Raw genomic sequence first — 26,650 nt, forward strand, 5'->3', positions numbered from 1 at the left:
TCTGACGGGCCAGAAGGCATGCAGTTGGTGTTGACGGCGCCGGCCTCAGGAGCCCATGAGGCGTCGAAGGTTTTGGCTCATAAGGCGGATCAAATGAGTGAAGCGCCAGGATCGACTGGCAAGCAACGCGTTCAGCTGTTGCTCGGCACGGTCCCGTTCCGCTCGAACCTTCCGTAGCTCCCCGGCCTGAACTGCAAAATTCGCCTGTAGCGTGACATGGGTTTCTTGTGCCGCTGCGAGCTCACCTGCAAGTCCGAGTCGTGCAACTTCGCATTGCTGCATGATGGCTACGGTGCGCCGAACTTCCTCACGCAGGGCGGTCTCGGTGTCATGAAAGCGCTGGCGCTCTGCATTGATATGCGTTGACGACCTCCAAAGTTCCTGGTCGAGCTGTCCAGCGAAAGCAAGCAAAGGCTGGGAGCGGGTGAATTCTAGTTCCAGTCCGCCCCACTCGGACGAGAGTTCGAAACGATCCGCCGCCAATCCTGTCATGACCCGAAACACATCCAACAGGGCATCAAAGCCGGCCCTTGCTCTGACCAGGTCGCCGCCGTCGTGCATGGAATGACGTAGCCCTACATCCAGCACCTCGGCGATGAAGCGATCGCGAGCTACTGTATCCATCGGTAGCGACAGCCTGCGGCCCAGGCGCGCCAGCTCTAATCCAGGCGAGGACAGAAAGCGGTCGTAATCCACCAGGATCGCGCCGCGCTTTCGTGACCATTGCATAGCGCGGCAGGAGTGCTCGTACCAAAGGAGAAAGCTCTTGCCTTGGCTCAGTTTGTCGCGACGCGCCAGAGACTTCGCCACACTGAGCGGGTGGCGAACCGCGAGGACGAAATCGACTTGAAGCTCGAGTCGATCGAAGGCCGTCTGCCAGAGGGGCATCAATCGCGGCATGCGCGGATCCTTGATGCCGATCAGGCACTTGCCCACCGATAGCTCTTCGAGCAAGCCCATGGCGCGAAGGACGAACTCATCAAGCAGATGGGGCGTCATCATGCGCTCAAGGTCCAGCCCCACGTCACCCGAGGCGAAGCCACAGGCAGCAAGTATCTCGTCGTTCAGCGCCACCAATCGGGCGTCTTCCCAATAGCCTAGGGGATTGTCCTCTCGTGGGGGTATCAGGTTGTCCCCAAAATCTACCCCGAAAACTTCCAACCCTGCGGAAAGCAGACTGGTACCAGAGCGATGCATACCCAAGACTACCAATACCCGGGATTTGCCGCCGTTCACCCTTCGAATCATCACTTGCTCCAGACCTGATTCCACGGCCTGTGGATACCGAACACCTGCGCCACGTACTTCGCCCGCACGCAACGTTCGAGGATGTGCGGCAAGTGCCAATACCTGGCCAGAAATCGCTGCCACCGAAAATGTGCCGTCCATCGAAACACGGACCATTGCGCCAGCCAACGGTGCTCCGACGCTAGGCTGGCGGCCACAGAGAGATACCCGCCTTGATGGGCCGGATAGGCGAGGTCACTACCATTGCGGCGACCCCTTTCACCGGATTCCAACCAGGCCACCAGCAACAGCTTGCGCTTCCTGCCGCCTCGCAGGCGGGAAGCATTTACTACTGACGCACGTGGCTCGCAATGGGGCTGATCGTTCAGGGCCATGAACGCTGCGCCACTCGGCAAGGAGTGTTCACCGCGGGACCAGTCGGAATCATTCACGCCGTCCATCAGCTCTAACCACCGTGCTTGAGGACGGTCCAATTGGAGCCAGACGCTTTCCTCCAAGACAATCGCCCGCATTGCACGCGGCCTGCGGCGTAGTTCCATCACCGCCCAACCGACATTTATCAGGCCTTGGACTTCAGCACCGGAGCCGTGTAGCCACTCACAGTCCTGCAGTGTCTGTCCCACCAGGAAGACAGCAATTCGTTCAAACTCGTCAACACTACAGCCTTGCCCGGCAAGCATCGCAAGCACGGGCACCAAGACAAAAATGTCCTTTCGCAGCAGGCTGTTCACTCGCCCCCCCCGCGACCACCATGGGGTTCGGCAGCACCCGGGAAATTCTTCTGGTGCGCTTAAAGGTTTCGATGAAGTCCGGCCATTGTGTTGGATGCAGCAGACCCTCCAACCAGTATGTTTCATCTGCCCGGGCAAGTAGCCAGGCAGGTATGCTCGCGCACTCACAAGCTATGACGAAGAACGTCTCAGATGCGTCTACTGTGCTCAGCCAACGTCTCCACTCCGTCCATTCCGAACAGTGAGTGATTACAGCGAGCACCGCACAAGGCGCAACAGGCGCGTACTGCTCGGCACGAGACAGGTTTGCCAACGGCGTCCGTGTCCATTTTTCGAAGTAGCCTCGGGACAGCATCCGCACAATGGTCCGGCGATAGAACTCCAGGTGACGCGCCCGCATTCGTGCGTAAGATTGCGCCCCACGGCGATTCCCCTCCTGCAGTCGCGAGCCTGGCTGTTGGTGATAGAAAAGCAAGGCTTCTTCTATGACCTTTCCGCGCACACCGATACGGGCGAGAGATATCCAGAAGTCCCAGTCTTCGTACATCGTTTCGCGTGCTTCATCGAAGCCGCCAACAGCTTGCCAATCCGCACGATGGAATACCGCTGCGGAACAAATCGGATTGAAATAGCGCAGAAGGCCGGGATCGAAATCAGCCACGCGATGCAAGCGTTGTTCCTTGCCTACCAGCCTGACCCAGCTGTAAGCAAGGCGAATTCCGATATTGCCTTCAAGGAGCAGAAGGCACTTCTCCAGATAGGTTGGTGCCACGTAATCATCCGCATCCAGACAGCAGATATAGCGTCCGCGCGCTTGCTCGATGCCCGCATTTCGTGCTGAAGCGGGCCCGGAATTGGCCTGGCGAATCACGGATACCCGAGACAAATCCAACCCATCGATGTACTCGACCGTCGCCGGATCGGTGGAGCCGTCATCTACTAGAATCATTTCATAGTCTTGGAGGCTCTGCGCCGCCAGGCTTGCGAAGTTCCTGGGCAGGTACGGGCCATGGTTGTAACAGGGGATAATCACGCTCACTAAAGGCTTGCGGCTATCCCATGGCGCAGTGGTGCCGAATCCAGCGGTACGGACGTGTGTACCCACGCCAACGATGCGAGCAACCAACCGCCTTCCCCAAGCGCCCAGTAAGGCGCGAAGCGCTGGGCGGACAGCAAACATCAATCGAAGCAGTGGCTCGAACAACACAGGCCTTAGCGTCCCTGATGCACAATTTGCCCAGGTGCAGTCTGCTTTGCAGCCGGAGTGAGTGGCTCATCGGCGGCCAGATACCCCGGTATCGCGCAGGCTGCTTGTGTGAATGAGCGCCAGGCATGTCGCTGTTCCAGCAGATCGCGGGCGCACTCGACCTTGCGCATGGCTTGCACAGGATCCGCCAGCAGGCGCCTGATCGCCATCACGAAGTCCTCGGCCGTAGCCTCTTTTCCTATCAGATAGCCCGTGTCGTGACGGATGAACTCGGCAACACCTCCAACATCGGCGGCCACGATGGGCAGTCCAGCTGCGGCGGCCTCGAGGAGGACGTTGGGCAGCCCGTCGTAGCGTGAGGTGTACAACAACATCGAGTGATGGCCACTCCGGACAAGCGCCTCGAAAGATTCGTAGCGCCCTTGCAGACGAACATTGGGCAGGCGTTTCAACTTTCTCAACAGGCTCCGATTGCACGCGGCATCCGCTTCGCCGTAGACATCGAATATGAACTCCGGCAACCCAAGCGCAATTTCGTAGAGCAGTTCAGGACCTTTTTGCGGCGCAATCCGACTTGCCCAGAGGATGGTGCTCCCCCTCGCGAAGTTTTGGTCATGACGGATATCGGTAGGGAAGTAAAGTAGATGGGTCAGCTCACGCGGAAACCCATCACGTGCGATGATCTCGTCTAGGAAGGTCTGGTTGTCGGAGAACAGTCCTGCCAAGTGTCCCCAGGTCATTGGTAGGAACTCACTGGCATAGCCGCACCGCACCCCGTCAACGTCGATGTCATCGCAGAACAGGCTGGCGTAGATGCGCTTACCTTCCGCTAGCAGCGGTTTTCCATAGTTTTCTAGTACCTCCCACCCCAGTTGGGAGTTAATAAGGTGAATGCGTTTCGCTGGGCATTGCAGCAACAGCCGAATCAACACAAGCCGTCGATCCAACTCGTTCAATAGGTGGCCCAACCTACCGAACTCGACTACCCGAACCTGTTCCGGCAGTCGATTGAGCCAAGGCGAAACCACATCCCGCGTCGTCACGACCGTCACACGCATGTCCATCTCGGTACAAAGCCGAACATGATGAAGTATCCCAAGATCAGCTCCCCCACGCTGCAGATGCGGTATGAGGAACACTATATCCGGCGCCGGTTCGAGAAAATCAGCTACGCATGCTCGATACAGCTGCCCCGCAGCATTGTCGATTGGAGCCGTCCAATACGTGAAACTGCACATTTTCTCCTCAGATGGATACAGTCCGGGCTCAATTCCGGCCAAGGCCTTCATCTCCTCCACGATCCATTCAGGGAGTAACGCAGGCGCGACCGCGGAATGTTGCGTCGAGTCCTCTGCCAGACGGTCTCTGATGCGCTCGCACAACCGTTGGAATCGCTGCACTTGCCGATCGGATAGAAAACGACGCAGTTCACCAAGCAGAGGTCGATAAAGGGGTTGCAACAGGTGCACGGCACAGGCTTTGACTCTGTACTCGAAACTCATGTGATGACTCACCTACAAACAGAACGCCACCAAGTCGAAGGCGCGATATTGAATAGCGCATACGCCAGTATGCTTGGATGAACTCTTGACGAGGACGGCTCAGTCGAACGGCCGACCGTCGAAGAATGGACCAGGCCGTACCAATGCCTTGCGTGCATTCATGGCAACCAGCATCGACTGGTCCTTGCGTCTATAGAACAGGCAGGTCTGCGCGGCCAGGGTATGCTTCCGGCCAGACGCCACGACTTGCAGGTTCCAATCCCAGTCTTCGTACCCATAGCCGGTTGCCAGCACTCGAGTCTCCCGATAGGGAATCTCCAGGAACACGGTTTTCGCCGCAAACACGACCGAAACCCAAGGGTGATGCTTGAAGCAGCTATCTAGGGGATAATCCTCGACGAGCTGGTCAACCGATCGACCAATCAATTGGCAGGTGCCGTGGCTGAGGATGTATTCGGGATGGACCACGATGCAGTTGCCTGCAGCGGTCGCCGCGCGCAGCGCCTCCACCAACCAGTTCGCCGAGCAGTAGTCATCGCCATCCAAAAAGCCGACATGCAAGGCATCGGCGCACGCCACGCCCGCATTTCGCGAGAGTCCCAGATCACCGTGCTCCACCTCAAGAACCTTGTCTCCCGCGCACAACACCGGATGCCCGCTCACCATGCGCCGGGTGTCCGCATCGGACCGATCGAGCACTGCAATCAATTGCACATTTAGATTGCAGCGCAACGCATGGTCACGCATGCGCTGAAACCCCAGCAGGCTCCAATGAGCCTGTACTCCCTCGGCATGAAAGTTCATGACCAAACTGATATCAGGCATAGACAGCACTCCTGGTATTACAGGCTGTAGTTGAAGCGTTCTGCGAGATCATGGACGATGCTTGCCACAAGGTCTTGTTCGTCGAGCGCAAGCCCTTTGCACCAAGCCCTTGGCTTCGAAGAAACTGTGATGCGACTGCGTATGCATGCCTCAAGCTCGCTACCTGGGGCCTCAACCAGGTCTTCGTACCGCAACACCTGGGCAAAGTCCGCCGCGTCCTCGACCTGCAATGCCAAGTATCGCCACCACAGCGCACGCCGAACCGGCAAACTCTCAGTGGCGATGATGGCTAGCAGTGCTTTGCGCTGCCAACCCGTTAGGCAAGGGTCATCGGGATTTCCCAACGGCTGACTCGCGATGTCGGCGTGGCGCAGGTGTTGGAACGTGCTCGACCAAGAACTCAAGGTGTCGTAGGGATGTCGGATGGACACAATGAACATTGCCTTGGGCATTACCTTGCGAATCAGCCGCAGACGCGACAGGTAACCCAGCGTGTTCTTGGTTGCCAGGCGAAACGACGGACCGGACACAGAGGGGAAATAATCCGAGGATTGGTCGACTCCACGAGCAGTATCGTCAATTAGTTGCCCGTCCACATGCTTGTTCGGTACCGGCTTCCCAGACAGGATGTCGCGTCGCAATTCTGCGTAGTAGCGCGGTAACGCCCAGGGCGAAGGAGTGGCCTTCAACAAATCGAGTACCTGGGGCGGCTCATTGAGTACGACGGTGTCCGGCAGTTCCGAAAGCAGGCGACAGAGGTAGCTCGTCCCACTACGAGGAATACCAGTCAGGACCAGATCAGCGTGCGTTGCAGGGATGGGCTCGCGAGCCCCGGCATGCGGTCGTGGGAAATGAGGCTGGAGCTGTGAAAGATGGCAGTCACCGTTTGCAGACACTACTTCTCGCAGCTCAGGGAAGGTAGACAGCAACATAGTCAGACTGGCGCGCACCTCGGGCTCACGAACCAGTGAACCAAAGTCGTGGTAGTGACACAAGTACGGCAACACCCCATCAGCCGGTAACGTCTTGATATGAAGAGGGTAATTGAACCGTTCACCCAGTATGCGAGTGCGATATCGCTCTGCTTTCAAGGCGACCGGTAGTGCCAACTGGTCCAGCCAAGGCATTTTGTGGCTTATGGTTGCATCGCCATCGATTTGCTCTGCAATCTCCAACCAACGTCGGGAGAAACTCCTGGCATTGCGCACCAGAATGAACCCAGCGTTGAAGTACGCCGGTATTACTTCTTCGGTACACGTGGTCACGACCCGATTATCAGGCAGTTCCAGCCCGGCATTTATGTAGAGGAAGCGCCAATAGCCAAGTTCGCTCGGCACGAGTGCCATGTCTGCGGGCTTGAGGGCGGCATCGACGTTGCAGAATAGCTCTAAGTCGAACGCCCTCAGGCAAATCATGTCACTGTCGAGAAACAGCGTGTGCCCACTTTCCGGCCCAAGCGCCAGCGCTGAGAACTTATTGCCGATGGGATAGCGGGTGCCGAAAGGGTTCTCGATCGGAATCAGGGGAATAGATAGACGTCGGTAAAGGCGTCGGGATGCATCGCTCAAGTTGCCCCATGATGAAGACGAAACAGGCAAGGCGGCAAGAATAGTGATTGAAAAGCCAAACACCTTGCGCAGCGATGCCGCCAATATGGCTGCCTTGACTTCTAGCTCGCCACCATGGACGACGAAAACCAGCGTAACGGCTGTCGGGTTGGAAGACTTCACAATGACGTCCCGCATGTAGTCAATGAGGTGATGGGTTCGAAGGCGCCATGCAGATTGACCACGGCGTCGAAATGCTTGCGGGGATTCATGACGGTAAACGTGGCCGCACTCACTTGTTTGTCCAATAGCTCGCAAAGTGACTCGGACAAGGATCGCTCCAAGCGAAGAGTCACCGCGTATTCACCCGCCTGTAGATCGCAGTTAAAGCTGATGCGCGTGCGTATGCTGCCATCCGGCTCGACACTCAATGGGGTGCCTAGCAACAGATTGCTTACGCCGTACAAGTTGTAGCCACGCTGGTCACGAATGGTCAGCGTGATCTTGGGAACAGATACAGGGACTCCCACATAGGCCTGTAACTCGATCCAGATCCGCTCCCCGGACTCGAAGTAGTCGCGTACCTGACTTCCCACGCCCATCCGGGCCAAATCGATATGACCCAGTCCATTGCCATAGCCAATACCATCACAACCTAGTGCCTTCGACGGCTGCATGCGTCCAGAGGCCAGCTCAGCGCGATCGGTTTCGACGCTGTCGCGAAGGTAGAGTTCGGTTGCCATCTGGCAATCGCCATCGAACATTACGACCCCATCACGCAGATACACCGCCCGACTGCAATAGCTCTTGATCATTTGGACATCGTGGGACACCAGCAAAACGGTGACACCTTGTTGGAGCAACTGTTCGAGCCTGGTGAGACATTTGAATTGAAACGCCGCATCACCCACTGCCAGAGCCTCGTCAATGATCAGTAGTTCAGCGTCCACATGAGCACTGATGGCAAAGGCCAGGCGCACGAACATTCCACTGGAATAAGTCTTGACCGGCCGATCTATGAAAGCTCCGATATCGGCGAAGCGGATGATGGCCTCAAGCTTCTCCATGATTTCCTGGTTAGACAGACCCAGCAGCCGCGCATTGAACAGGATGTTCTCTCGCCCGCTGTAATCAGGATTGAACCCCGCCCCTAACTCAAGCAAGGCAGCAACGCGCCCTGAACGGGCAACTTGGCCGCTAGTGGGCCGCAGCGTGCCAGCCAAAATTTGAAGCAGCGTGGACTTCCCTGATCCATTGCGACCTATGATGCCTACGACCTCACCGCGAGACACCCGGAAGTTAACGTCCTGCAATGCCCAGAACTCGTCATAGAGCTTTCGTCGCCGACCGAACAAGGCTTGCAGTAAGCGATGCTGGGAAGACTGATAAGCCCTAAAGCACTTGCTGACTCCGCTAACAACAAGCGCGGGTTCATGTATTCGCATAGGATTCGCCTACGAAGATCAAACTTACAGTGCCGACAAAACCGTGCTGTTGATGACTGAAGCGTCGTAGCGCTGTTCGGCAAGGCAACGACTGGCTGCACCCATGCTGTTGATTAGGGCTGGTCGCTCGATGAACCTGAACATGGCTGCAGCCAAACTTGTCGGGTCCCTGACCGGAACCAAGAATCCGTTCACACCATCCATGACGGTTTCTCGACAGCCAATCCAATCCGTGGTGATGATCGGCTTACCCAGTGACATGGCCTCCTGAGTACTTCTCGGCAGCCCTTCCCGGTAATACGACGGGAGGACGAATACGCTGGCATTTCCTACCCAGGTCTTTACATCTGCAACATGACCGGGCCACTGTATCAGGCCCTCATCAACCCACTGTCTAATCTCTGCGTAGGGAACTGCACTAGGGTGCTGGTCGATACCTCCTACAATCAGGAAACGTACGAACTTGTTCCTCGATCTCACGAGGCGAGCAGCCGCAACGAAGTCATAGACCCCCTTTTCCTTGAGCAAACGCGCGACCAGGACGAAAGTAATAGGCGCCTGCACGGCCGGGCTGAGAGAGAAGTAGTCAAGGTCAACACCAATGCCGGGAAGTACCACCACTTTGCCGGAGCGCGCCATTTTCGGTGTAATGAACAGGTTGAAGTCATCCTGATTCAAAAGAAAAACACGCCGGGAAAAGCCAAGGCTCAACCTAATCGCGCGAGTGACAATATGCCGAAGAAAGAGACGAAGAATAGAATCGCGCCCGTCGCCCGAGTACACATATCCCGCACCTTCGATCATTGAGTAACGCAACGGAATTCCGGCAAGCCAAGCAGCAATTCCGCCGTAAATAACAGGTTTGATGAAGAAACTGAAGACTGCGTCCACGTTCAGTTCCGAAAACTTGCGCATCAGCTTCAGGACAATTAGAAGCTCCCTCGCAGGATTCATGCTCGCCCGCGAGAGTGAGAATGAAACAGGGATAGCACCTAGCGCTTCTACCCGGCTTCGCGTCTCAGCTTCGTAGTCCGGCGCAAATGCGTATACCTGTACTCCTCTGCCGACAACTTCGCGAATGAAGTCACTCCGGAAATTGCATAGTGAAAAGGCCTGATTGGATACGAGCGCCAATCGGCGGAACGGAAACTCTCGCTCTGAAGAAAAAGCGTTCATGCGTAGCCACTAGGGTTCTTGGACTGCCAGCGCCACGCATCAGCAACCATGCAATCCAACCCGCGCACCGCCTTCCAGCCAAGCTCGCGCTTTGCCTTAGAAACGTCCGCCCAACAGGCTGCCACGTCACCCGAGCGACGCGCCGATATCTCATATGGAATGCGCTTACCGGACACACGCTCAAAAGCCGCGACAACCTCCAAGACAGAGTATCCGATGCCAGTCCCAAGGTTCCAGGTATGGCAACCGGCGTGGCGTTCCAGGTAGTCGAGAGCCTTGACGTGTCCGGATGCGAGGTCACAAACATGGACATAGTCCCTGACGCCAGTACCATCGGCAGTGGGATAATCACCGCCATGGATGACCAACTTTCCTAGACGCCCAATTGCAACCTGAGCTACAAACGGAAGCAGGTTATTGGGAATCCCATTTGGGTCATCTCCAATAAGTCCGCTTTCATGTGCACCGATCGGATTGAAGTAACGCAGCAACGCAACTGACCAACGAGGATCAGCGCGGGAAAGATCATGGAGCATGCTTTCAACCATGAACTTGCTCCGACCATAAGGACTATTGCACTTACCCACGCGAGAGTCTTCAGAAAGAGGTAATGGCATAGGCATTCGATACACAGTCGCAGACGAACTGAATACCAAATTAAAGACCCGGCAATTCTCCATAGCCCTTAAAAGAGAAACCGCCGCCTGGACATTATTCTCATAATACCCAAGGGGCATCTCGCAACTCTCACCAACCGCCTTCAGTCCCGCCAGATGAATAACGGAGTCGATCTCCTCCCCAAGCAGTAAGTTCTCTACAAGAATTTGATCTCGAACATCGCCCACGACTAGCCGAATGGAGGCCCCGGTAATTCTTTCCACCCGCGACACTGATTTGATAGAGCTATTTGTCAAATTATCAAGCACAACGACATGCGCTCCCTTTTGCACTAGATCCACCGAAACGTGAGAACCTATGAATCCAGCCCCCCCTGTTACCAGTACACGCATACTCACATCCGCACAAAATTCACCCTAGAAAAAACCTTCAAACAAAAACCCAGAGCAAGCACATTTTAACGACCTACTTCCATATCCAAAAAAATAGATGGAGGCGATCTAAGATCGCCTCCCTTTTAGCAAATTAGTTGCGATTGTTACCTGCCTTGTGGTTCTCAGAGGTAGAGGAGCCGTCTTCGTTGAAGTTTCCTTGAGTGGTGGACGTCATATTGGTGATCGTGCCGTTGGCGGAGCGGATCAGACCCAGCGCTTCACAAGTTGGAAACTCACCCTCGAGCACGAGACGCGCCCTGCCGTTAGCGCCATTCCAACTGGAACCATCGACACCAAATGCCTTGGCGACTTCGGCCACGGTATAGACGCCCGTTTCATGCGCCTTGAGCTCAGTCTTGCCGGTGCTATCAACCAGATAACTGCTACCGGTAGCCGGATAGCGTTTGCCGTTCTGGTCGAACAGAATGCCGCGTACTTTGCCATTGCGACCATCATCACTAGTGTTGGTCAGACGAATGAAAAACTGGTCAGACACGCTGGAACTCGGCAGGTTGAACAGGCTGGCTACGCAGCTGTTCTTCCAGAACTCATCGAGTCGGTTGCCTGGAATGGTTCGATCCACATATCGAACGTTCTCGAAATCGACCTTTAGGTCACCCACATCGAACCGCTGCAATGCCTGCATGGGCACAGACCCGGAGGCTTTCACACAGACGTTGTAGACCTGGTTGATATTGGCATTATCGAAGCTGACCGGCAGTGTTGCATTTCCCTGTCCATCTAAGGCTGCCTTAATGGCAGCAGCGTTCCAGTACTTGACGGCAGCGCTCGGGGCCGCAGCAAACTCTTCGCAGGTCTGGGAAGTAATACCAACGTCACTGATGCCACTGAAGTTACCAGTCAAAGTACTAGTAACCTTGTCACCGCCTGCAAAACCAAAGACGGTACGACCAGCCTCGTTCAATACATCCTTGTTGATACCGAGCCTTACTGCACCAAGGCGAGCATAGTTACTGCCATAAGACGCGCTGTTGGCACTACCGACCGAGACGCTGGCATCGAAAGACCGATCCTGGTTGTTCAGATCCAGCGGATGCAGAACACGGTGTTGCCCGTACTGATTTGTGCTCAGCACATCCCAGTAAACGGCCGGAAGAGACGTGAAGATCTTCAGGGGCTCGGCAGAGTCATTATTTGCCGGATCACCCCCCACTGTGCCGGTAGTGGTGTCGAACTGCGCAGAGACCGTTACCTCGAATCGCAACTCGTTCAGCGGATCTTCAAGCAAGCTGACCTTCGGGTTCCAAGAGCCCGATACAAAGGTTGCGTCACCTTGGAGTGGGGCACGCATATTGGTGACCTTAGCCGGCGTGCTATCCAGACTGCTAGGCGTACGGAAGTTAAAATGGATAGTATGGGATCGCTTGACTTGATCCGCACCCTCCCGATTCAAACGCAGTTCAAGTACGTTATCCGAGGAACCACTACCGGTAGCGATAGTGAAGCCTGTACCCTCAGCTAAACCTGCAATCTGGATCTGGTTTGGCGTAACAGCCTTGGCGAACCGCACGGCAGTTCGACCCAGGGTCAGCTTGACTGTGTGACCTTCTTCAGCCATTGCGGCTTTGGTCGGATCGATAACATACGTGACACTAGGAAGCTCAAAGGTGGACTCTTCTGACTTGTTACCGAAGATCTCCTGAGCCAAGGTAATGTTCGCAGCAGCGCTCTCAAGACCGGCACCACTTTCAACGCTCAAACCCGCCTTGTAGTTGGCTTGCGGCGACGCATACTGCTCGAGCGCACCCGGCGAGTTGGCTTCCAGAGAGGGGCTCGAAGTAATTGCGACGACACCCGCAGTAGCAGCTCCAGCAAAGAGGGCCGAAGCAACAGCAGCGCCGAGTAGCGTTCTTTTCAACATAGGGAAATGACTCCTTGAGGCGTAGAGTTGAGCAAATCAATCGAATGTCCACGAAGCCGACATCAATCACGACCCCACTGAACAAATCGAAAAGCCATGCACGACACATAACTTTTATTCGAAAGACATAACCGCCCTAGAGCTAAAAAGCGACTTCAAGCGACTCACCAATCGAATCAGTACCAAGCCTTTCATTACGACCTGACACCAACGAGCGGTTTTATATACTCGACAAACCAACCAAACAACCCAACTCAGATGATTTTCGAGCCTTTAGCAAAATTAAGGAAAATTCCTACAGCCGCCGGTAAAATAACGACAAAGGCATAGCCAAGATACGTAGGAAAACCACAAAAAACAAACAACCAACAATCATTTTTACCACACAAGACTTCCCTTAACGCAGAGAACTCGAGTCACTCGAGAAAAACAACCAAGAGAAATCACTCCAATCAGTTGGAGGCTCGACTTTCTTATAGATGAGGCCAGGGATCTTTTTGCCCTGGTGTAGTGGGTCAAAACGTCCATTCATACTGTGCTCACTTACAGGCAATCTAAATCGCCATTGAAGGAGCAGGTAATGAAGACAGGCCACCCCGCCATACCGATAGCGCTTGCTGAGTCAGAGCGAACTGAGCTGCTGCAGTTCACGCAGCATGTAAAAGGCCGCCGGAACTTCATCGGCGAACGAGCTTCGCTGGCGGCCGGACCTGAGGCTTGATCGTGAAGGCGAAACTGATCCTTTACACCGATGGGTTTCGTGCCTCAACCCACCCTACGTGTCCGTGCTTGTCTGGTTGTTCTATGCGCTGCGCTACTTGTGGGCGAGAGGGGTTGGAATCGCGTACAGGGTGGCGCTTCCGCCAGCCGTCATCCCAATGAACAGCACATCGCCCCTCCCCCCGGACACGAACGAATCGCTGCGACACTGACCTACTGTGAGAAATCGGAGCGGGCGAATCGGTGCAGTGTCATTCGGGCAACCCCGCCAGGCGCAGTCCGTTGGCGAACAGTGCGAGGTCCTCAGACCGCTTGATCGGCAGCCAGTCCGTCAGGTTGGAGAGGCGTAACGAGGGGTCCAGCTGGCGTAGGCGCTGCATTGCCTGCTGCGCTTTGTCCATTCGTCCGGCGAGCGCATGACTGGCCGCCACCAGGGCCACGGGGGCCAGAAAGCTGGGCAAATTTCCCAACGCCTTTTCCGCCCAGTCTGCAGCGGTATCGAAGCGCCCGGCGAAGAAGTGCGCGAGCGCCATCCCTACCTGCATCCTGAACATTTCCGGATCCAGCGGGCTCAACCGAACGGCGTGCGTCAGGTTCTCGATCGCAGTGTCTGTTTCACCGCGCAGCGCGCGCAGGATGCCGCCCAGGTACCAGGCTGGGGCGAGGTTGGGGTTAAGCAGGCGGGCCCTGTCGAGCAACGCTATGCCGCTATCGATATCGCCAGCGAGATGGCCCAGCGCATGCCCGCCGCGGGTCAGTGCTACCGCATCATTGCGGCCCAGTTCCACCGCCAGACGTGCAAGCCGAGCGCCTTCGGCGATCTCTAGCGTTCGGTCACTCATCCAGCCATTCAACTTGCGCCAGAAATGGCACCAGGCCGCCATGCCATAGGCCGAGGCAAATTCCGGATCGAGTTCGATGGCCTTGTAGAACAGCCGCAGCGCCTCCTCGATGGCGTCCCGGGTGCCGTTGTGCAACTTCGCGGTGCCGCGCAGGTAATAGTCGTAGGCGTCCAGGCTTTCCGTTGGTTTCTGCTTGGCACGCTCGATTTCCGCCCGCTCGAGTTGCGGCGAGATTGCGCCAACGACGCTTTCGGCTATTTGATCCTGCAGTTCGAAGATGTCGTGGAGCGTACCCTCGAAGCGCTCCGCCCAGAGATGTGTCCCGGTCGTCGCATCAATCAACTGTCCGGTGATGCGCACCTTGTTCCCGGACTTGCGCACGCTACCTTCCAGCACGTAGCGCACACCGAGTTCCTGGCCGACGTCCATAACGTCCACTGCCCGGCCCTTGTAGGTGAAGCTCGAATTGCGCGCGATGACGAACAACCAGCGGATACGCGACAGGGCGCCGATGATGTCCTCCACCACGCCGTCGGCGAAGTAATCCTGCTCCGGATCGCCACTCAGGTTCTGGAAGGGCAAGACGGTAATGGAGGGTTTGTCCGGGAGGACGAGCGCGGATGGAGGCGCTTCCTGCGGGTCGACGGGCGCGAATTCGCCGCTGCCTGGCCGGTCAGGCTGTCGCGCTTCCCCGATCTCGCTGGCCCTGATCTCACCGACGAAGCGGTAGCCCTTGCGGGCGACCGTCCGAACGAGGCGCTGTTCCTCGCCGGTATCGCCGATGGCCTTGCGAACCGCATTGATGTGGCTGGTGATCGTCGATTCCGAGACGATCCGGCCGCCCCACACGGCCTGCAGCAGGTCATCCTTGCTGACCACGCGATCGCGGTTTCTGACCAGTTGCAGCAACAGATCGAAGACCTGTGGCCCGACTGCCACGACTTGCCCGCGCCGGGTCAATTCCCGGCGCTCCTGATCAAGCACGTAGTCTCCAAACGCGAATTGCAACGTCAGTATCCCCTGGACGCGTGCCCTGGCTTTCCTGTCCGAGGCGACTGCTGGTTGGTCTCTGCAATGGATGATACGGCAGGGATTGGCGAGCTGCACCGTCCAGGACGTATGCCGCTCCAGCAGTGGGTTCTGGACAAAAAACCAAGCTTCTCCAACGAAAAACTCAAGGCCGGCACAAGGACTTCCCAGGGGGGAGCAGGCACCCTCTCTCTAAACCGACAGCAATGGTTGCCGTCGAGAAGCGGAGAGACCCCATGAAGATTGTCGTCATCGGAGGCACCGGCCTCATCGGATCGAAACTTGTGAAGATCCTTCGCGAGCGCGGCCATGACGTACTCGCAGCCGCCCCCAGCACGGGCGTTAACAGTTTCACCGGCGTGGGCCTGACCCAAGCGATGGAGGGAGCCGAGGTCGTCGTCGACGTGGCAAACGCGCCGTCGTGGGAGGACCAGGCCGTCCTCGATTTCTTCGAAACGTCGAGTCGTAACCTGCTGGCTGCCGAAGCGGCCGCGGGTGTTCGCCACCATGTTGCGCTCTCGATCGTAGGGAGCGACCGGCTTCCTGAAAGCGGCTATTTCCGGGCGAAGGTCGCGCAGGAGAACCTGATCAAGGCGTCCGGCATTCCTTACACCATCCTGCATGCCACGCAATTCTTCGAGTTTGTCGGCGGTATTGCGCAGTCGGCCATCGTCGGCGAAGAGCTTCACCTGTCGCCGGCGCTGATCCAGCCGATGGCGTCGGACGACGTGGCGACAACGCTCGCCGATGTCGCGCTCGAAACGCCAGTCAATGGCTCGGTCGAAGTCGCCGGGCCCGAGGCCATGCCGCTCGACGAACTGATCCGGCGCTTCCTGCGGGCATCGCAGGACACGCGCAAGGTCGTGCCAGACGTGCGCGCCCGTTACTTCGGCTCCATTCTCGACGATCAATCGCTCACCCCTGGCAAGAACCCGCGCCTCGGCGCGATTCGCTTCGAGGACTGGCTCGGCCGGCAAACAGCCCAAGCGGGGCGCTGAGTCTCCCGTGTACGAATCAACCCGACGAAGTGATCCGATCAACGCCCTGATCGACGTTCGACAGCCCGGCGGCAGGTTACTGCTGCTCTGCTGCAGGCCATTGGTCATTGGTCATTGGTCATTGGTCATTGGTCATTAACAGGAAACAAGAGAATGAAATCGCTCGAGGACAACGTCGCCATTGCCACCGGCAAAAACTCCGAGATCGGTGTCGCAGCGGCGCGGAAAAACAAAAGAAAGACAATCGGCGTGCTGCTGTGCGTCGGCGCCGTGGTGGTCGTGGCGGCCGGATGGGCCATGGCCCGTTCGAGCGGCGCGACCTCGACCGACAACGCGTATGTCCGCGGCGACGTCACCTCGCTCGCCGCCAAGGTGGCCGGCTATGTCACCGCGGTAGAGGTCGAGGACAACCAGACCGTCCAGGCGGGTGACATCCTGTTCCGGATCGACGATCGGGACTACCGCGCACGGCTTGCGCAAGCAACGGCGAATGTCATAGCTGCCCAGGCTCGCCTGACCAATGTCGATGCGGAGGCCCAGCTCCAACGTGCCCTGATTCGACAAGTCGAGGCGCAGAAACGATCGGCCGTGGCCGAGATGAATCTGGCGATCAAGACCCATGATCGCAGCCGCAAACTCATCCGCAGCAATGCGGTCAGCCAAGCGCTCGTCGATGAAAGCGACGCGGCACGATCACGCGCCGAGGCCACCGTATCGGCCGCTTCCGCAACGGTAGAGGCGGAGCAGCAACGCATCGTCGTCCTGGTAGCCCAGCGGGAGGCTGCCGTTGCTGCCGTGACACAGGCGCAGGCCGCGCGCGATCTCGCCCGGATCGATCTCGAGAGCACCGTGGTACGGGCGCCAGTGGGCGGGGTTATCGGCAACCGCCAGGTCCGCATCGGCCGCTTTGTTACGCCGGGCGTTGCCTTGCTGGATATCGTTCCGGTCAATGATGTGTGGGTCGTGGCGAACTTCAAGGAAACGCAACTCGAACATATCCGGCCCGGCCAGAGTGTGCGCATCACCATCGACGGATACCCGAGCGGGGTACTCGAAGGCGTGGTCGACAGTTTTGCGCCTGGGAGTGGGTCGGCGTTCAGCTTGCTTCCCGCAGACAACGCAACAGGTAACTTCGTGCGTGTCGTGCAGCGTGTTCCGGTAAAGATCCGCTTTGCCGACAATCCATTGCCGGGGCGCATCGTGCCTGGCTTGTCCGCACGCGTCGAAGTAGCGGGCGGGAGCGGCTCATGACCAGCGTTGCGTTCACCGCACCGAACGACAGCCGGTCGACGACCGGAGTCCTGCTCATTGCGGGCATTCTGATTGCCACGCTGACGGAAGCGATCGCCAGCACCGTTCTGTCGCTCGGACGAAGCGACATCATCGGCGACACCTATGCAACGCCTGATGAGTTCGCGTGGCTGGATGTAGGCTACACCGCGCTCAAACTTGTCGGGTTCATGACCGCTCCCTGGCTGTTGAACCGGTTCACTCCGCGCAATGTGATGATCGCCTCCACCCTCCTCATGGGCCTGGCGTGCGGCATGGCCGCCATCACCGCTCGGTTGGACCTGCTGGTCGCGCTTCGCAGCATTCAGGGCTTCAGCGGCGGCACCCTGCTGGTCGCCGGCCAGACGATCCTTTTCCTCGCCTACCCGCGTGCCCATCAGCCAATCCTGCAGGCCCTGTTTGCCATGGGCGCCGTTGTCGCCCCGGCGACTATCGCACCGGAGCTTCAAGGGTGGTTGATCGATAGCCAATCCTGGACGTGGATCTTCTTCAGCATTGTGCCGGTTGCCCTGGCGGCCGCCGGACTTTTGCTGATCGCCGACTGCCCGATACCCCCCAGTATCCGGCGCCGTCCATTCGACGGGATCGGTTTCTCACTGATCGTAGCCACCCTGTTCTGTTTCACCTACGTCTTCAGCCAGGGCAGTCGATGGGACTGGTTCGAGGAACCTCACATCCTGTGGCTGACGGTGATCGGCGCAGCGGCGCTGCTGGCATTTCTCGGCCAGCAACTGTTGGCCAGTGGCCAGGGTCTGCTCGACTTCACCCTGTTCAGATCGGACGACTTTTCCTTCGCCTTCATCGTCAGTTTCGTCGCTGGCGCCGCCTTGTTCGGGAGTGCGTTCCTGATTCCGACGTTCGCCCTGTCAGTCCTCGCGTTCACGCCTACTGATGCTGGCCAGCTCTTGTTGCCGAGTGGCGCGTTTTTCATCGGCGCGCTCCTCATTTCTGCCTTTCTCATGCAGGTGCGCCGGGTTCCGCCGTTCGCCACGGTGCCCTTTGGAATCCTGATGATCATGGTTGCGATGGGGATGTTGTCCGGTTCGACCAGCGAAAGCGGAACGGACGACATGATGGCCGCCATCCTCTTGCGCGGCCTGGGCCTTGGCTTCCTGTTTCTTTCGATCACCTTGATCGCTTTCAGCAACCTCAACAGTCGAAACCTCGCCTGCGGAATCGGCCTGTTCAATACGGGGCGCCAGCTTGGAGGCCTTATGGGGGTGGCCGCACTCCAGACACTGATCGACCACAACGTCATCGCCAATGGCGTGATCCTCGGCGCGAACGTCACCGCAGGAGGGAGCGCTGTCATCGAACGCCTGACGAGCACGACCGCCATGCTGACGGAGAGAGGGATGGATGCAGCTGCCGCAAGCCAGGCGGCGATGAGCCTTCTCGGTCGGGCCGTGTCGAGCCAATCCACTGTGATTGCCTTCGACACGGCGTTCAACGCAGTTGCCTTGCTGTTTGTCATCGCCGCCCCGCTGCTGATCGGCATCAAGGCCGGGCTCGCGCGCTACGCGAAAGTGCGCGCTGCGCGAACCGTGGCCGTGAGACAACCCACGCCAATCAACACGGGTACGGATACGCCTTGCGCGTCCTTCGGGTCGTTCGAGCCCCACTGATAGCTGGCGCGATGACAGGACGCGCACGGCGCGACTATTGAGCGGTTGGAGCGGGCTCAGAGTGAAAATGAGCAATCCATCCTGGTGATCACACCCGGTTGTTCGGCGAGGAATACCGCCCTCGTCGGACTGAAAAAGCGGCTGGCATGACCCCCGCGTGATCAGCAAGCGAACAGCTCTCTCGCCCCTAAAAGGGGCCGCCGAAGCTTCGCGAATAATCGCGGATGGGGAAACCGCTACGACGGCCAGCGGCTCTTCTCTGCGGAGCCTTACTGAAATTCTAGTTCGTAGGTTTGACACCCCTGCCGCCGATTGATGGGAATCACAGGCTCAGGCCATCCTGCGGCGGTCTGGAGCATGGCATGCCGTAATCGCGCCATGGCCATTCCGGTATCACGGACCCGGTCATTCGTTCAAGGGGTGCGGGTAACGCCCTAGAAGGGTGCCCAGTTCACGCTCCATCACGCCCTGGGTCTGGCCGCCCTGCGCCAGCATCCACCGGACCCGTTCAACGGTTTCCGGGGTATGCATGTCAGCCACGAAGCGCTGCGACTCGTCTACCAGCGCATCGTCGTCGGCGCTGCTGACACGCTCCACGACTGCTTTGACGTTGGCGATTCCGCCGGCCGGGAAGCCCGCGATGCGGCGAGCCAGCGCATCGCAGAATGGACCGAGCTGTTCGCCTGGCAAGGCACGGTTGATCCAGCCATAACGCTCCGCCAACCTGGCATCGAAGTCCTCACCGCCCAGACAGACTTCCAGCGCGCGAGCCCTACCCAGCATCTGAGTCAATCGCACCGTGCCACCGGCGCCAGGCAATAGCCCCACGCCGATTTCCGGCTGCCCCAGTACGGCGGTTTCTTCAACTGCAAACCGCATATCCAGTGCCAGGAGGAATTCGCTTCCCGCCCCACGGGCGCGCCCGCGCAGCTCGCCGATGGTGACCTGCGGAAGGCGACTGAAACGGCTGAAGAGCCCACTCAGGGGGCTGGCCACGCCGGGTGGCAAGGCCATCGGCGAGGCATCCAGTTGGCTGCCCAGGTCATAGTGAGCCAGGAAGAACTCGGGATTATCGCTGCGAAAGACCACCACTTTGGTCTGAGCGTCACCCTCGAGGCTCTTCGCCAGATGCAGCAGGTCGATCACCATGGTGCGATCGACCAGATTGATCGGTGGATGATCGAAACGCACCACGGCAACGCCATCGTGATCTTCGCGGGTGAAGCTCTGGTAATCGCTCAACGCCTTTCTCCCGATTGTGGTCGCCCCCACTATGTGAAGGGCACTCAGTGCGCTCAAGCATCATTGATTGAAAGAATGCCGGGGACTCACAGTGACGCACACCGAATTGCCCTGCCGGGCGTTGTGCTGGTCGGCCCTTGGCGAAGTGGAATGGGGGTCGGCAGGAGAGAAAAGGAATGCGGCCGGGACCACACACAATCGATGCCCGGTTCAGGACTGGAAGAAGTCCCCCGGCGTCACGCCGAAGTGCTGTCGAAATGCGGCGATGAAGGCAGAGGTGGAATCGTAACCACAGGCCAGCGCGACTTCAGTGACTCGCTGCCCCTGCTCCAGCGCTTCCAGCGAGCCATGCAGCCGCAGTCGCTGGCGCCAGACGCGGAAAGTCAGGCCGGTTTCACGCAGGAACAACCGCCGCAGGGTCTTTTCCGAGGCGCCGATATCCTCGCTCCATTGCAATAGCGTCCGGGCGTTGTCAGGGGCTTCCTGCAGCGCCCGGCACAGCCGCAGCAACCGAGGGTCACTGGGTAACGGCAAGGACAAGCTGACCTCGCGGGCCACCAGCAGTTGGTCCAGCAGGACCTGCGCCAACCGACCGTCGGGGCCGTCCTCGTCATACTCCACCGGCAGTTCGCAGAAGCGCCGGATCAGCTCTCGCGTAAGGGCGTTGATCTCAATCACCCGGCAGCTGTCGAGCCCGCTGCCAGTGGCTGCAGCGTCCAGGTACAGGCTGCGCATCTCCGTATGGGGGGAGCTGAACACTTCGTGTTCCGCGCCCGCCGGTATCCACACTGCACGCTGCGGCGGCGCGACGAAGCTCCCTTCTGCGGTGTGCACATGCAGCACCCCGCGAATGGCATAGGACAGTTGCACCCAGGCATGGGTATGGCGCGGTGTCCCCACCGCGTTCTCCAGCGACTCATTGCGGGCGAACAGCGGGCGAGGCAGCTTTTCCAGTCGTGGGACCTGCCGCTCGGGCCACACGCCCTGTCCGTTTACAGGCATTTCTTGCCCCTATCGCGTTAGTCGGCATACCTGACCAAGGCTAGAGTATCCCGAGCCTCAATGACAATAACCGGACTCACACCATGGCCCGTTCGCGTTTCCTGCCGGACAACTTCACCCTGACGCTGATTGCCGTCGTCGCCACTGCCACCCTTCTACCCGCTCAAGGCCAACTGGCAGTGGCCTTCAACTGGATCACCAATATCGCCATCGGCCTGCTCTTTTTCCTGCACGGCGCCAAGCTGTCCCGCGAGGCCGTGATCGCCGGTGCCAGCCACTGGCGCCTGCACCTCCTGGTATTCACTTGCACCTTCGGCCTCTTCCCGTTGCTCGGCCTGGCCCTGAAACCCGTGCTTCTGCCCTTGGTGGGAACCGAGCTCTACGCGGGTTTCCTCTATCTCTGCGCCCTGCCCGCCACCGTGCAATCGGCCATTGCCTTCACTTCACTGGCGCGCGGCAACCTCCCGGCGGCAGTCTGCAGTGCCGCCGCCTCCAGTCTGATTGGCATTTTCATCACGCCCGTGCTGGTCGCCTTGCTGATGGGTGTTCACGGGGATGGGGGTTCGACTGTCGAGGCTATCCGCAAGATCAGCATCCAACTGTTGTTGCCCTTCATCGCTGGCCAAATCGCCCGCCGCTGGATCGGCAACTGGGTGACCCGCAACAAGGGGTGGCTGAAGAACGTCGACCAGGGGAGCATCCTGCTGGTGGTCTACACCGCATTCAGTGCAGCGGTGATCGGCGGTCTCTGGCAGCAGGTTCCAGTCCTGAAACTGCTGGGCGTTGTAGCCGGGTGCTGCTTGCTGTTGGCGCTGATTTTGCTGGTCGTCCATCAACTGGGCAAATGGCTGGGATTTGGCCTCGAAGACCGCATCACCATTCTCTTCGCCGGTTCGAAGAAAAGCCTCGCCACTGGCGTTCCCATGGCGCAGGTGCTGTTCGCTGGGAGCAGCATCGGCGTACTCATTCTTCCGCTGATGCTGTTTCATCAGATCCAACTGATGGTCTGTGCCGTAGTGGCGCAGCGCTATGCACAGCGACCGGAACTGCCCCCGCTCAGTTCCCCGGCTGACGCTTCAGCCAGGCCGTAAAGCATCGCCGAGGAACTCGTCTCCACGACCCCGCCCCATAAACAAAAACGCCGCAGTCGATGACTGCGGCGTTTCTTGTATCAGCTTGAGCTCAGTCGTCCAGGCCGAGGGCAGCGAAGGCTTCGAGGATCTTGCCTTGCACCTCCTCGATGCTGAGGCTGGTGGAGTCGAGGATGATCGCATCCGGCGCCGGCTTCAGCGGGGCGACGGAGCGCTGGCTGTCGCGTTCGTCGCGGTCCTGGATTTCCTTCAGCAGGGAGCTCAGGTCGGCCTCCATGCCCTTGCCCTTGAGCTGCAGGTAGCGGCGACGGGCACGCTCTTCAGCGCTGGCGGTAAGGAAGATCTTCAGCTGCGCCTCGGGGAAGACCACGGTGCCCATGTCGCGACCATCGGCCACCAGGCCAGGGGTCTCGAGGAAGGCACGCTGGCGCTGCAGCAACGCTTCGCGCACGGCGGGCAGTGCAGCGACCTGGGAGGCACCGGCGCCCACCTGCTCGGAGCGGATGATGTCGGTGACGTCCTCGCCTTCCAGCACGATGCTCTGGCCACCACCGGTCTTGGCGTTGAACTGCACGTCCAGGTGAGCGGCCAGGACCTTGAGGGATTCCTCGTTGGTCAGGTCGACCCCGTGATTGCGCGCGGCGAATGCCAGCAGGCGATACAGCGCACCGGAATCCAGCAGGCGCCAGCCCAGGCGCTTGGCCAGTAGGCCAGCTACGGTGCCCTTGCCGGAACCGCTGGGCCCGTCGATGGCGATTACGGGCACATTGGCGTTCATGCCTTGCCCTCTTCCGCTACACGGATGCCGGACTGGGTCGCGAGACCGAGGAAATTGGGGAAGGAGGTGGCGACGTTGGCGCAGTCATGGATGCGGATCGGCGCGCTGGCACGCAGCGACGCCACGCTGAAGGACATGGCAATACGGTGATCGCCGTGGCTCCAGACTTCGCCGCCGCCCATGGCGCCGCCTTCGATGACGATGCCGTCCGGGGTCGGCTCGGCCTTCACACCCAGGGCCTGCAGGCCGTCGGCCATGACCTGGATGCGATCGGATTCCTTCACCCGCAGTTCTTCCGCGCCACGCAGCACGGTGCGGCCTTCGGCACAGGCAGCCGCGACGAAGAGCACGGGGAACTCGTCGATGGCCAACGGCACCAGGTCTTCAGGGATGTCGATGCCCTTCAGCTTGGCTGCGCGCACGCGGATATCGGCTACAGGCTCTCCGCCCACTTCACGCTGGTTTTCCAGGGTGATGTCGCCGCCCATGAGCTTGAGGATGTCGATCACGCCGGTACGGGTCGGGTTGATACCAACGTGTTCCAGTACCAGTTCGGAGCCTTCGGCAATGCTGGCAGCGACCAGGAAGAAGGCTGCCGAGGAGATGTCGGCGGGTACTTCGATGCGTGAAGCGGAAAGCTTGTGGCCGCTCTCGACGGTGGCGGTGTTGCCGTCCACCTTCACCGGGTAGCCGAAGCCTTGGAGCATGCGCTCGGTGTGGTCGCGGGTCGGTGCCGGTTCGGTGACTGCGGTTTCACCGGCGGCGTAGAGACCGGCGAGCAGCAGGCAGGATTTCACCTGGGCGCTGGCCATGGGCATTTCGTAGTTCATGCCAGTGAGGCGCTGGCCGCCACGGATGGTCAGCGGCGGGCGGCCTTCGGCGCCAGTCTCGATCACAGCGCCCATTTCGCGCAGCGGCTTGGCCACGCGATTCATCGGCCGCTTGGACAGCGAGGCGTCGCCGGTCAGGGTGGTGTCGAACGGCTGCGCTGCCAGCAGACCGCTGAGCAGCCGCATGGAGGTACCCGAGTTACCCAGATAGAGCGGGCCGGGCGGCGGCTTCAGGCCGTGCAGGCCGACACCGTGGATGGTCACACGGCCGTGGTGCGGCCCTTCGATGACCACGCCCATGTCGCGGAAGGCTTGCAGGGTTGCCAGGGCGTCTTCGCCCTCGAGGAAGCCCTCGACTTCTGTGGTGCCTTCGGCCAGGGAGCCGAGCATGATGGAACGGTGGGAAATGGATTTGTCGCCCGGTACGCGGATACGGCCGGCGAGTTTGCCACCCGGCTGCGCCAGGTAAATCAGATCGTTGTTGTGCATGGCGTCCACATAGGCCCTGCGGGCCAGGATTTTGCTGAAATGCTCGCGGGCGAAGCGGGCGCGAGTGAACACGCCCAGCAGTTCATGCCCATCCCCTGCGTCGACCGCGCCGCGCAGGGCGTCGAGGTCGGCGCGAAATGCGTCCAGGATGCGTAGCACGGCGTCGCGGTTGGCGAGGAAGATGTCGTGCCACATCACCGGGTCGCTGCCGGCGATCCGCGTGAAGTCGCGGAAGCCGCCGGCGGCATAACGGAAGATTTCCAGATTCTCGCTGCGCTTGGCCAGCGAGTCGACCAGGCCGAATGCCAGCAGGTGCGGCAGGTGGCTGGTCGCGGCGAGCACCTCGTCATGGTGCTCGACCTCCATGTGTTCAACGTCAGCGCCGAGAGCGCGCCAGAGCTGGTCGACGCACTGCAGGGCGGATGGATCGGTGTTCTCCACCGGCGTAAGGATCACCTTATGACGGCGGAACAGGCCGGCGTTGGCCGCCTCTACCCCACTCTTCTCGGAACCGGCGATCGGGTGGCCGGGCACGAAGCGCGCCGGCATGCCGTCGAAAACCCGACACACCGCACGCACCACGTTGCCCTTGGCGCTGCCGACATCCGTCAGCACGGCGTCGCCCAGATCGAGGGAAGCCAGTTCAGCGAGGAGCTTTTCCATGGCGAGGATAGGAACCGCGAGCTGGATAACGTCGGCACCGCGGCAGGCCGCAGCGAGGTCACTTTCGCAACGGTCGACCACGCCGGTTTCGACGGCAATGCGGCAGGACTCCTGGTCCTTGTCCACGCCCACCACTTCGGCGAACAGGCCCTTCTCGCGCAACCCCTTGGAGAAGGAACCGCCGATCAGGCCCAGGCCGATCACCACCAGGCGCCCGAAGATAGGGGCGCCCTGTTTCAGGGTCATGACATCAGCCACGGCCGAGCACCTTGGCCAGTGCCTCCAGGCAACGGGCGTTCTCTGTCGGCAGGCCGATGGAGACGCGCAGGAAGGTCGGCATGCCATAGCCGCCCACCGGACGCAGGATCACGCCTTCACGCAGCATGGCCTGGTTGATCGGGGCGGCGTCGCAGCCGAAGTCGACGGCGATGAAGTTGCCCTTGGAGGGAATCCACGACAGCCCCAGAGCGCGGAAGCCTTCCTCCAGCTGGGCCATGCCAGCATCGTTGACGCGGCGGCTCTCGGCCAGGTAGTCGGCATCGTCCAGCGCTGCGCAAGCGGCAGCCAGGGCCAGGCTATTGACGTTGAATGGCTGGCGCACGCGGTTCAGCACGTCGGCCACCTGGGCACTGGACAGGCCGTAGCCCACACGCAACGAGGCGAGGCCATAGGCCTTGGAAAAGGTGCGGGAGACCAGCAGGTTCGGATAACGGGCCAGGTAGTTCAGGCCATCAGGCAGTTCTTCGCCTTCGGCGTACTCGATATAAGCCTCGTCCAGTACGACCAGCACGCTCTCCGGGACCTTGGCGAGGAAGTCTTCCAGGGCCTGGGGACCGAACCAGGTCCCGGTGGGGTTGTTCGGGTTGGCGATGAACACGACGCGAGTGTTGGCATCGATGGCCGCCAGCATGGCCGGCAGGTCGTGGCCGTAGTTCACCGCTGGGATCACTTTGCCGGTAGCGCCCACGGCCTGGGTGGCGATGGGGTAGACGGCGAAGGCGTGCTCGCTGAACACGGCGTTCAGGCCGGGAGCCAGATAGGCACGGGCGACGAGGTCGAGGATGTCATTGGAGCCGTTGCCCAGGGTGACCTGGGCCGGGGAAACGCCACAGCGCTCGGCCAGACGACGCTTGAGCTCGAAACCATTGCCGTCCGGGTAGCGGGTAAGCTCGGCCAGCTCGGCGCGAATGGCTTCCAGGGCCTTGGGGCTCGGGCCGAGGGGGTTCTCGTTGCTGGCCAGCTTGACGATGCCGGCCGGGTCGAGGTCCAGCTCGCGGGCCAGTTCATCCACCGGCTTGCCGGGTACGTAGGGCGAAAGTTTCTGCACGCCCGGTTGGGCAAGGGCGAGGAAGTCACAGCTCATGGATTCAGCCTCAACTACGGGCTAGGGGCCGCCGTAGCGCGCCCCAACCCTGGCTGGAGCGCGACGGCCCGTC

20 protein-coding genes are annotated in these 26,650 nt (G+C 59.5%); 4 read left to right on the forward strand and 16 right to left on the reverse strand.

Annotated features, from left to right (window positions below; all coding sequences use genetic code 11):
- Positions 1–45: 45 nt before the first annotated feature.
- The 11 genes from E8F20_RS03520 to E8F20_RS03570 all read right to left on the reverse strand — a co-directional run bounded on the left by E8F20_RS03520 (position 46) and on the right by E8F20_RS03570 (position 15,185).
- The gene (locus E8F20_RS03520; RefSeq protein ID WP_280282466.1) at positions 46–1,248 is read right to left on the reverse strand and encodes a hypothetical protein; all 1,203 of its coding nucleotides are present in this window, start codon (positions 1,246–1,248) and stop codon (positions 46–48) included.
- Complete coding sequence (locus E8F20_RS03525) at positions 1,248–1,979, reverse strand: hypothetical protein (protein WP_280282467.1); 732 nt, start codon at positions 1,977–1,979, stop codon at positions 1,248–1,250. Before E8F20_RS03525 ends, E8F20_RS03520 begins: the two co-directional genes overlap by 1 nt.
- Positions 1,906–3,105, reverse strand: coding sequence for a glycosyltransferase family A protein (locus E8F20_RS03530; RefSeq protein ID WP_280282468.1), 1,200 nt, complete (start codon positions 3,103–3,105; stop codon positions 1,906–1,908). Before E8F20_RS03530 ends, E8F20_RS03525 begins: the two co-directional genes overlap by 74 nt.
- Before the next feature lie 86 nt (positions 3,106–3,191).
- Positions 3,192–4,688 (reverse strand): glycosyltransferase family 4 protein, encoded by a 1,497-nt coding sequence (locus tag E8F20_RS03535; RefSeq protein ID WP_280282469.1) that lies wholly within the window; start codon positions 4,686–4,688, stop codon positions 3,192–3,194.
- A 99-nt stretch (positions 4,689–4,787) separates the two neighbouring features.
- A complete protein-coding gene (locus E8F20_RS03540) occupies positions 4,788–5,513 on the reverse strand; it encodes a glycosyltransferase family A protein (protein WP_280282470.1) in 726 nt (241 codons plus the stop codon).
- Positions 5,514–5,530: 17 nt separating this feature from the next.
- Complete coding sequence (locus E8F20_RS03545) at positions 5,531–7,243, reverse strand: sulfotransferase (RefSeq protein ID WP_280282471.1); 1,713 nt, start codon at positions 7,241–7,243, stop codon at positions 5,531–5,533.
- Positions 7,240–8,505 (reverse strand): ABC transporter ATP-binding protein, encoded by a 1,266-nt coding sequence (locus tag E8F20_RS03550; protein WP_280282472.1) that lies wholly within the window; start codon positions 8,503–8,505, stop codon positions 7,240–7,242. The genes E8F20_RS03545 and E8F20_RS03550 overlap by 4 nt, the downstream gene beginning before the upstream one ends.
- Positions 8,506–8,529: 24 nt before the next feature.
- On the reverse strand, positions 8,530–9,681 hold the full coding sequence (locus E8F20_RS03555) for a glycosyltransferase family 4 protein (protein WP_280282473.1): 1,152 nt from the start codon (positions 9,679–9,681) through the stop codon (positions 8,530–8,532).
- Positions 9,678–10,691, reverse strand: a complete 1,014-nt coding sequence (gene galE / locus E8F20_RS03560; protein WP_280282474.1) for a UDP-glucose 4-epimerase GalE — start codon at positions 10,689–10,691, stop codon at positions 9,678–9,680. Before galE ends, E8F20_RS03555 begins: the two co-directional genes overlap by 4 nt.
- A gap of 133 nt (positions 10,692–10,824) precedes the next feature.
- Complete coding sequence (locus tag E8F20_RS03565; protein WP_280282475.1) at positions 10,825–12,615, reverse strand: hypothetical protein; 1,791 nt, start codon at positions 12,613–12,615, stop codon at positions 10,825–10,827.
- 971 nt (positions 12,616–13,586) lie between these two features.
- A complete protein-coding gene (locus E8F20_RS03570; protein ID WP_280282476.1) occupies positions 13,587–15,185 on the reverse strand; it encodes a winged helix-turn-helix domain-containing protein in 1,599 nt (532 codons plus the stop codon).
- Positions 15,186–15,442: 257 nt separating this feature from the next.
- On the opposite strand from E8F20_RS03570, the gene E8F20_RS03575 reads away from it, so the two are divergent.
- The 3 genes from E8F20_RS03575 to E8F20_RS03585 all read left to right on the forward strand — a co-directional run bounded on the left by E8F20_RS03575 (position 15,443) and on the right by E8F20_RS03585 (position 19,119).
- Positions 15,443–16,204 (forward strand): SDR family oxidoreductase, encoded by a 762-nt coding sequence (locus E8F20_RS03575; RefSeq protein WP_280282477.1) that lies wholly within the window; start codon positions 15,443–15,445, stop codon positions 16,202–16,204.
- A 153-nt stretch (positions 16,205–16,357) separates the two neighbouring features.
- The gene (locus E8F20_RS03580; protein ID WP_280282478.1) at positions 16,358–17,455 is read left to right on the forward strand and encodes an HlyD family secretion protein; all 1,098 of its coding nucleotides are present in this window, start codon (positions 16,358–16,360) and stop codon (positions 17,453–17,455) included.
- Entirely contained in the window at positions 17,452–19,119 is a 1,668-nt protein-coding gene (locus E8F20_RS03585; RefSeq protein ID WP_280282479.1) for a DHA2 family efflux MFS transporter permease subunit, read from the forward strand. The genes E8F20_RS03580 and E8F20_RS03585 overlap by 4 nt, the downstream gene beginning before the upstream one ends.
- 405 nt (positions 19,120–19,524) lie before the next feature.
- On the opposite strand, the gene E8F20_RS03590 is transcribed toward E8F20_RS03585, so the two are convergent.
- Entirely contained in the window at positions 19,525–20,361 is an 837-nt protein-coding gene (locus E8F20_RS03590; RefSeq protein WP_280282480.1) for an enoyl-CoA hydratase/isomerase family protein, read from the reverse strand.
- 210 nt (positions 20,362–20,571) lie between these two features.
- Complete coding sequence (locus E8F20_RS03595) at positions 20,572–21,363, reverse strand: helix-turn-helix transcriptional regulator (protein ID WP_280282481.1); 792 nt, start codon at positions 21,361–21,363, stop codon at positions 20,572–20,574.
- A gap of 83 nt (positions 21,364–21,446) precedes the next feature.
- Between E8F20_RS03595 and E8F20_RS03600 the strand changes: the two genes are divergently transcribed.
- Positions 21,447–22,454 (forward strand): bile acid:sodium symporter family protein, encoded by a 1,008-nt coding sequence (locus E8F20_RS03600; protein WP_280282482.1) that lies wholly within the window; start codon positions 21,447–21,449, stop codon positions 22,452–22,454.
- 91 nt (positions 22,455–22,545) lie between these two features.
- Here the strand turns inward: E8F20_RS03600 and cmk are convergent, their stop codons facing one another.
- From cmk to hisC, 3 genes are read right to left on the reverse strand one after another with little or no spacing between them, the layout of a single operon-like run.
- Positions 22,546–23,232 carry a (d)CMP kinase gene (cmk, locus tag E8F20_RS03605; protein ID WP_280282483.1) on the reverse strand — a complete coding sequence of 229 codons (687 nt, stop codon included), beginning with the start codon at positions 23,230–23,232 and terminating at the stop codon, positions 22,546–22,548.
- On the reverse strand, positions 23,229–25,472 hold the full coding sequence (locus tag E8F20_RS03610) for a bifunctional prephenate dehydrogenase/3-phosphoshikimate 1-carboxyvinyltransferase (RefSeq protein ID WP_280282484.1): 2,244 nt from the start codon (positions 25,470–25,472) through the stop codon (positions 23,229–23,231). Before E8F20_RS03610 ends, cmk begins: the two co-directional genes overlap by 4 nt.
- On the reverse strand, positions 25,465–26,577 hold the full coding sequence (hisC, locus tag E8F20_RS03615) for a histidinol-phosphate transaminase (RefSeq protein WP_280282485.1): 1,113 nt from the start codon (positions 26,575–26,577) through the stop codon (positions 25,465–25,467). The genes E8F20_RS03610 and hisC overlap by 8 nt, the downstream gene beginning before the upstream one ends.
- Positions 26,578–26,650: the final 73 nt, after the last annotated feature.

The organism is Pseudomonas sp. BN415 (assembly GCF_029871195.1).
GTDB lineage: Bacteria > Pseudomonadota > Gammaproteobacteria > Pseudomonadales > Pseudomonadaceae > Metapseudomonas > Metapseudomonas resinovorans.

Coding starts and splice junctions, on each gene's coding strand:
- E8F20_RS03520 (WP_280282466.1), bottom strand. CDS start 1,248: ATGATTCGAAGGGTGAACGGCGGCAAATCCCGGGTATTGGTAGTCTTG.
- galE (WP_280282474.1), bottom strand. CDS start 10,691: ATGCGTGTACTGGTAACAGGGGGGGCTGGATTCATAGGTTCTCACGTT.
- E8F20_RS03580 (WP_280282478.1), top strand. CDS start 16,358: ATGAAATCGCTCGAGGACAACGTCGCCATTGCCACCGGCAAAAACTCC.
- hisC (WP_280282485.1), bottom strand. CDS start 26,577: ATGAGCTGTGACTTCCTCGCCCTTGCCCAACCGGGCGTGCAGAAACTT.
- E8F20_RS03565 (WP_280282475.1), bottom strand. CDS start 12,615: ATGTTGAAAAGAACGCTACTCGGCGCTGCTGTTGCTTCGGCCCTCTTT.
- E8F20_RS03585 (WP_280282479.1), top strand. CDS start 17,452: ATGACCAGCGTTGCGTTCACCGCACCGAACGACAGCCGGTCGACGACC.
- E8F20_RS03550 (WP_280282472.1), bottom strand. CDS start 8,505: ATGCGAATACATGAACCCGCGCTTGTTGTTAGCGGAGTCAGCAAGTGC.
- cmk (WP_280282483.1), bottom strand. CDS start 23,232: ATGAACGCCAATGTGCCCGTAATCGCCATCGACGGGCCCAGCGGTTCC.
- E8F20_RS03555 (WP_280282473.1), bottom strand. CDS start 9,681: ATGAACGCTTTTTCTTCAGAGCGAGAGTTTCCGTTCCGCCGATTGGCG.
- E8F20_RS03595 (WP_280282481.1), bottom strand. CDS start 21,363: ATGCCTGTAAACGGACAGGGCGTGTGGCCCGAGCGGCAGGTCCCACGA.
- E8F20_RS03540 (WP_280282470.1), bottom strand. CDS start 5,513: ATGCCTGATATCAGTTTGGTCATGAACTTTCATGCCGAGGGAGTACAG.
- E8F20_RS03575 (WP_280282477.1), top strand. CDS start 15,443: ATGAAGATTGTCGTCATCGGAGGCACCGGCCTCATCGGATCGAAACTT.
- E8F20_RS03535 (WP_280282469.1), bottom strand. CDS start 4,688: ATGAGTTTCGAGTACAGAGTCAAAGCCTGTGCCGTGCACCTGTTGCAA.
- E8F20_RS03600 (WP_280282482.1), top strand. CDS start 21,447: ATGGCCCGTTCGCGTTTCCTGCCGGACAACTTCACCCTGACGCTGATT.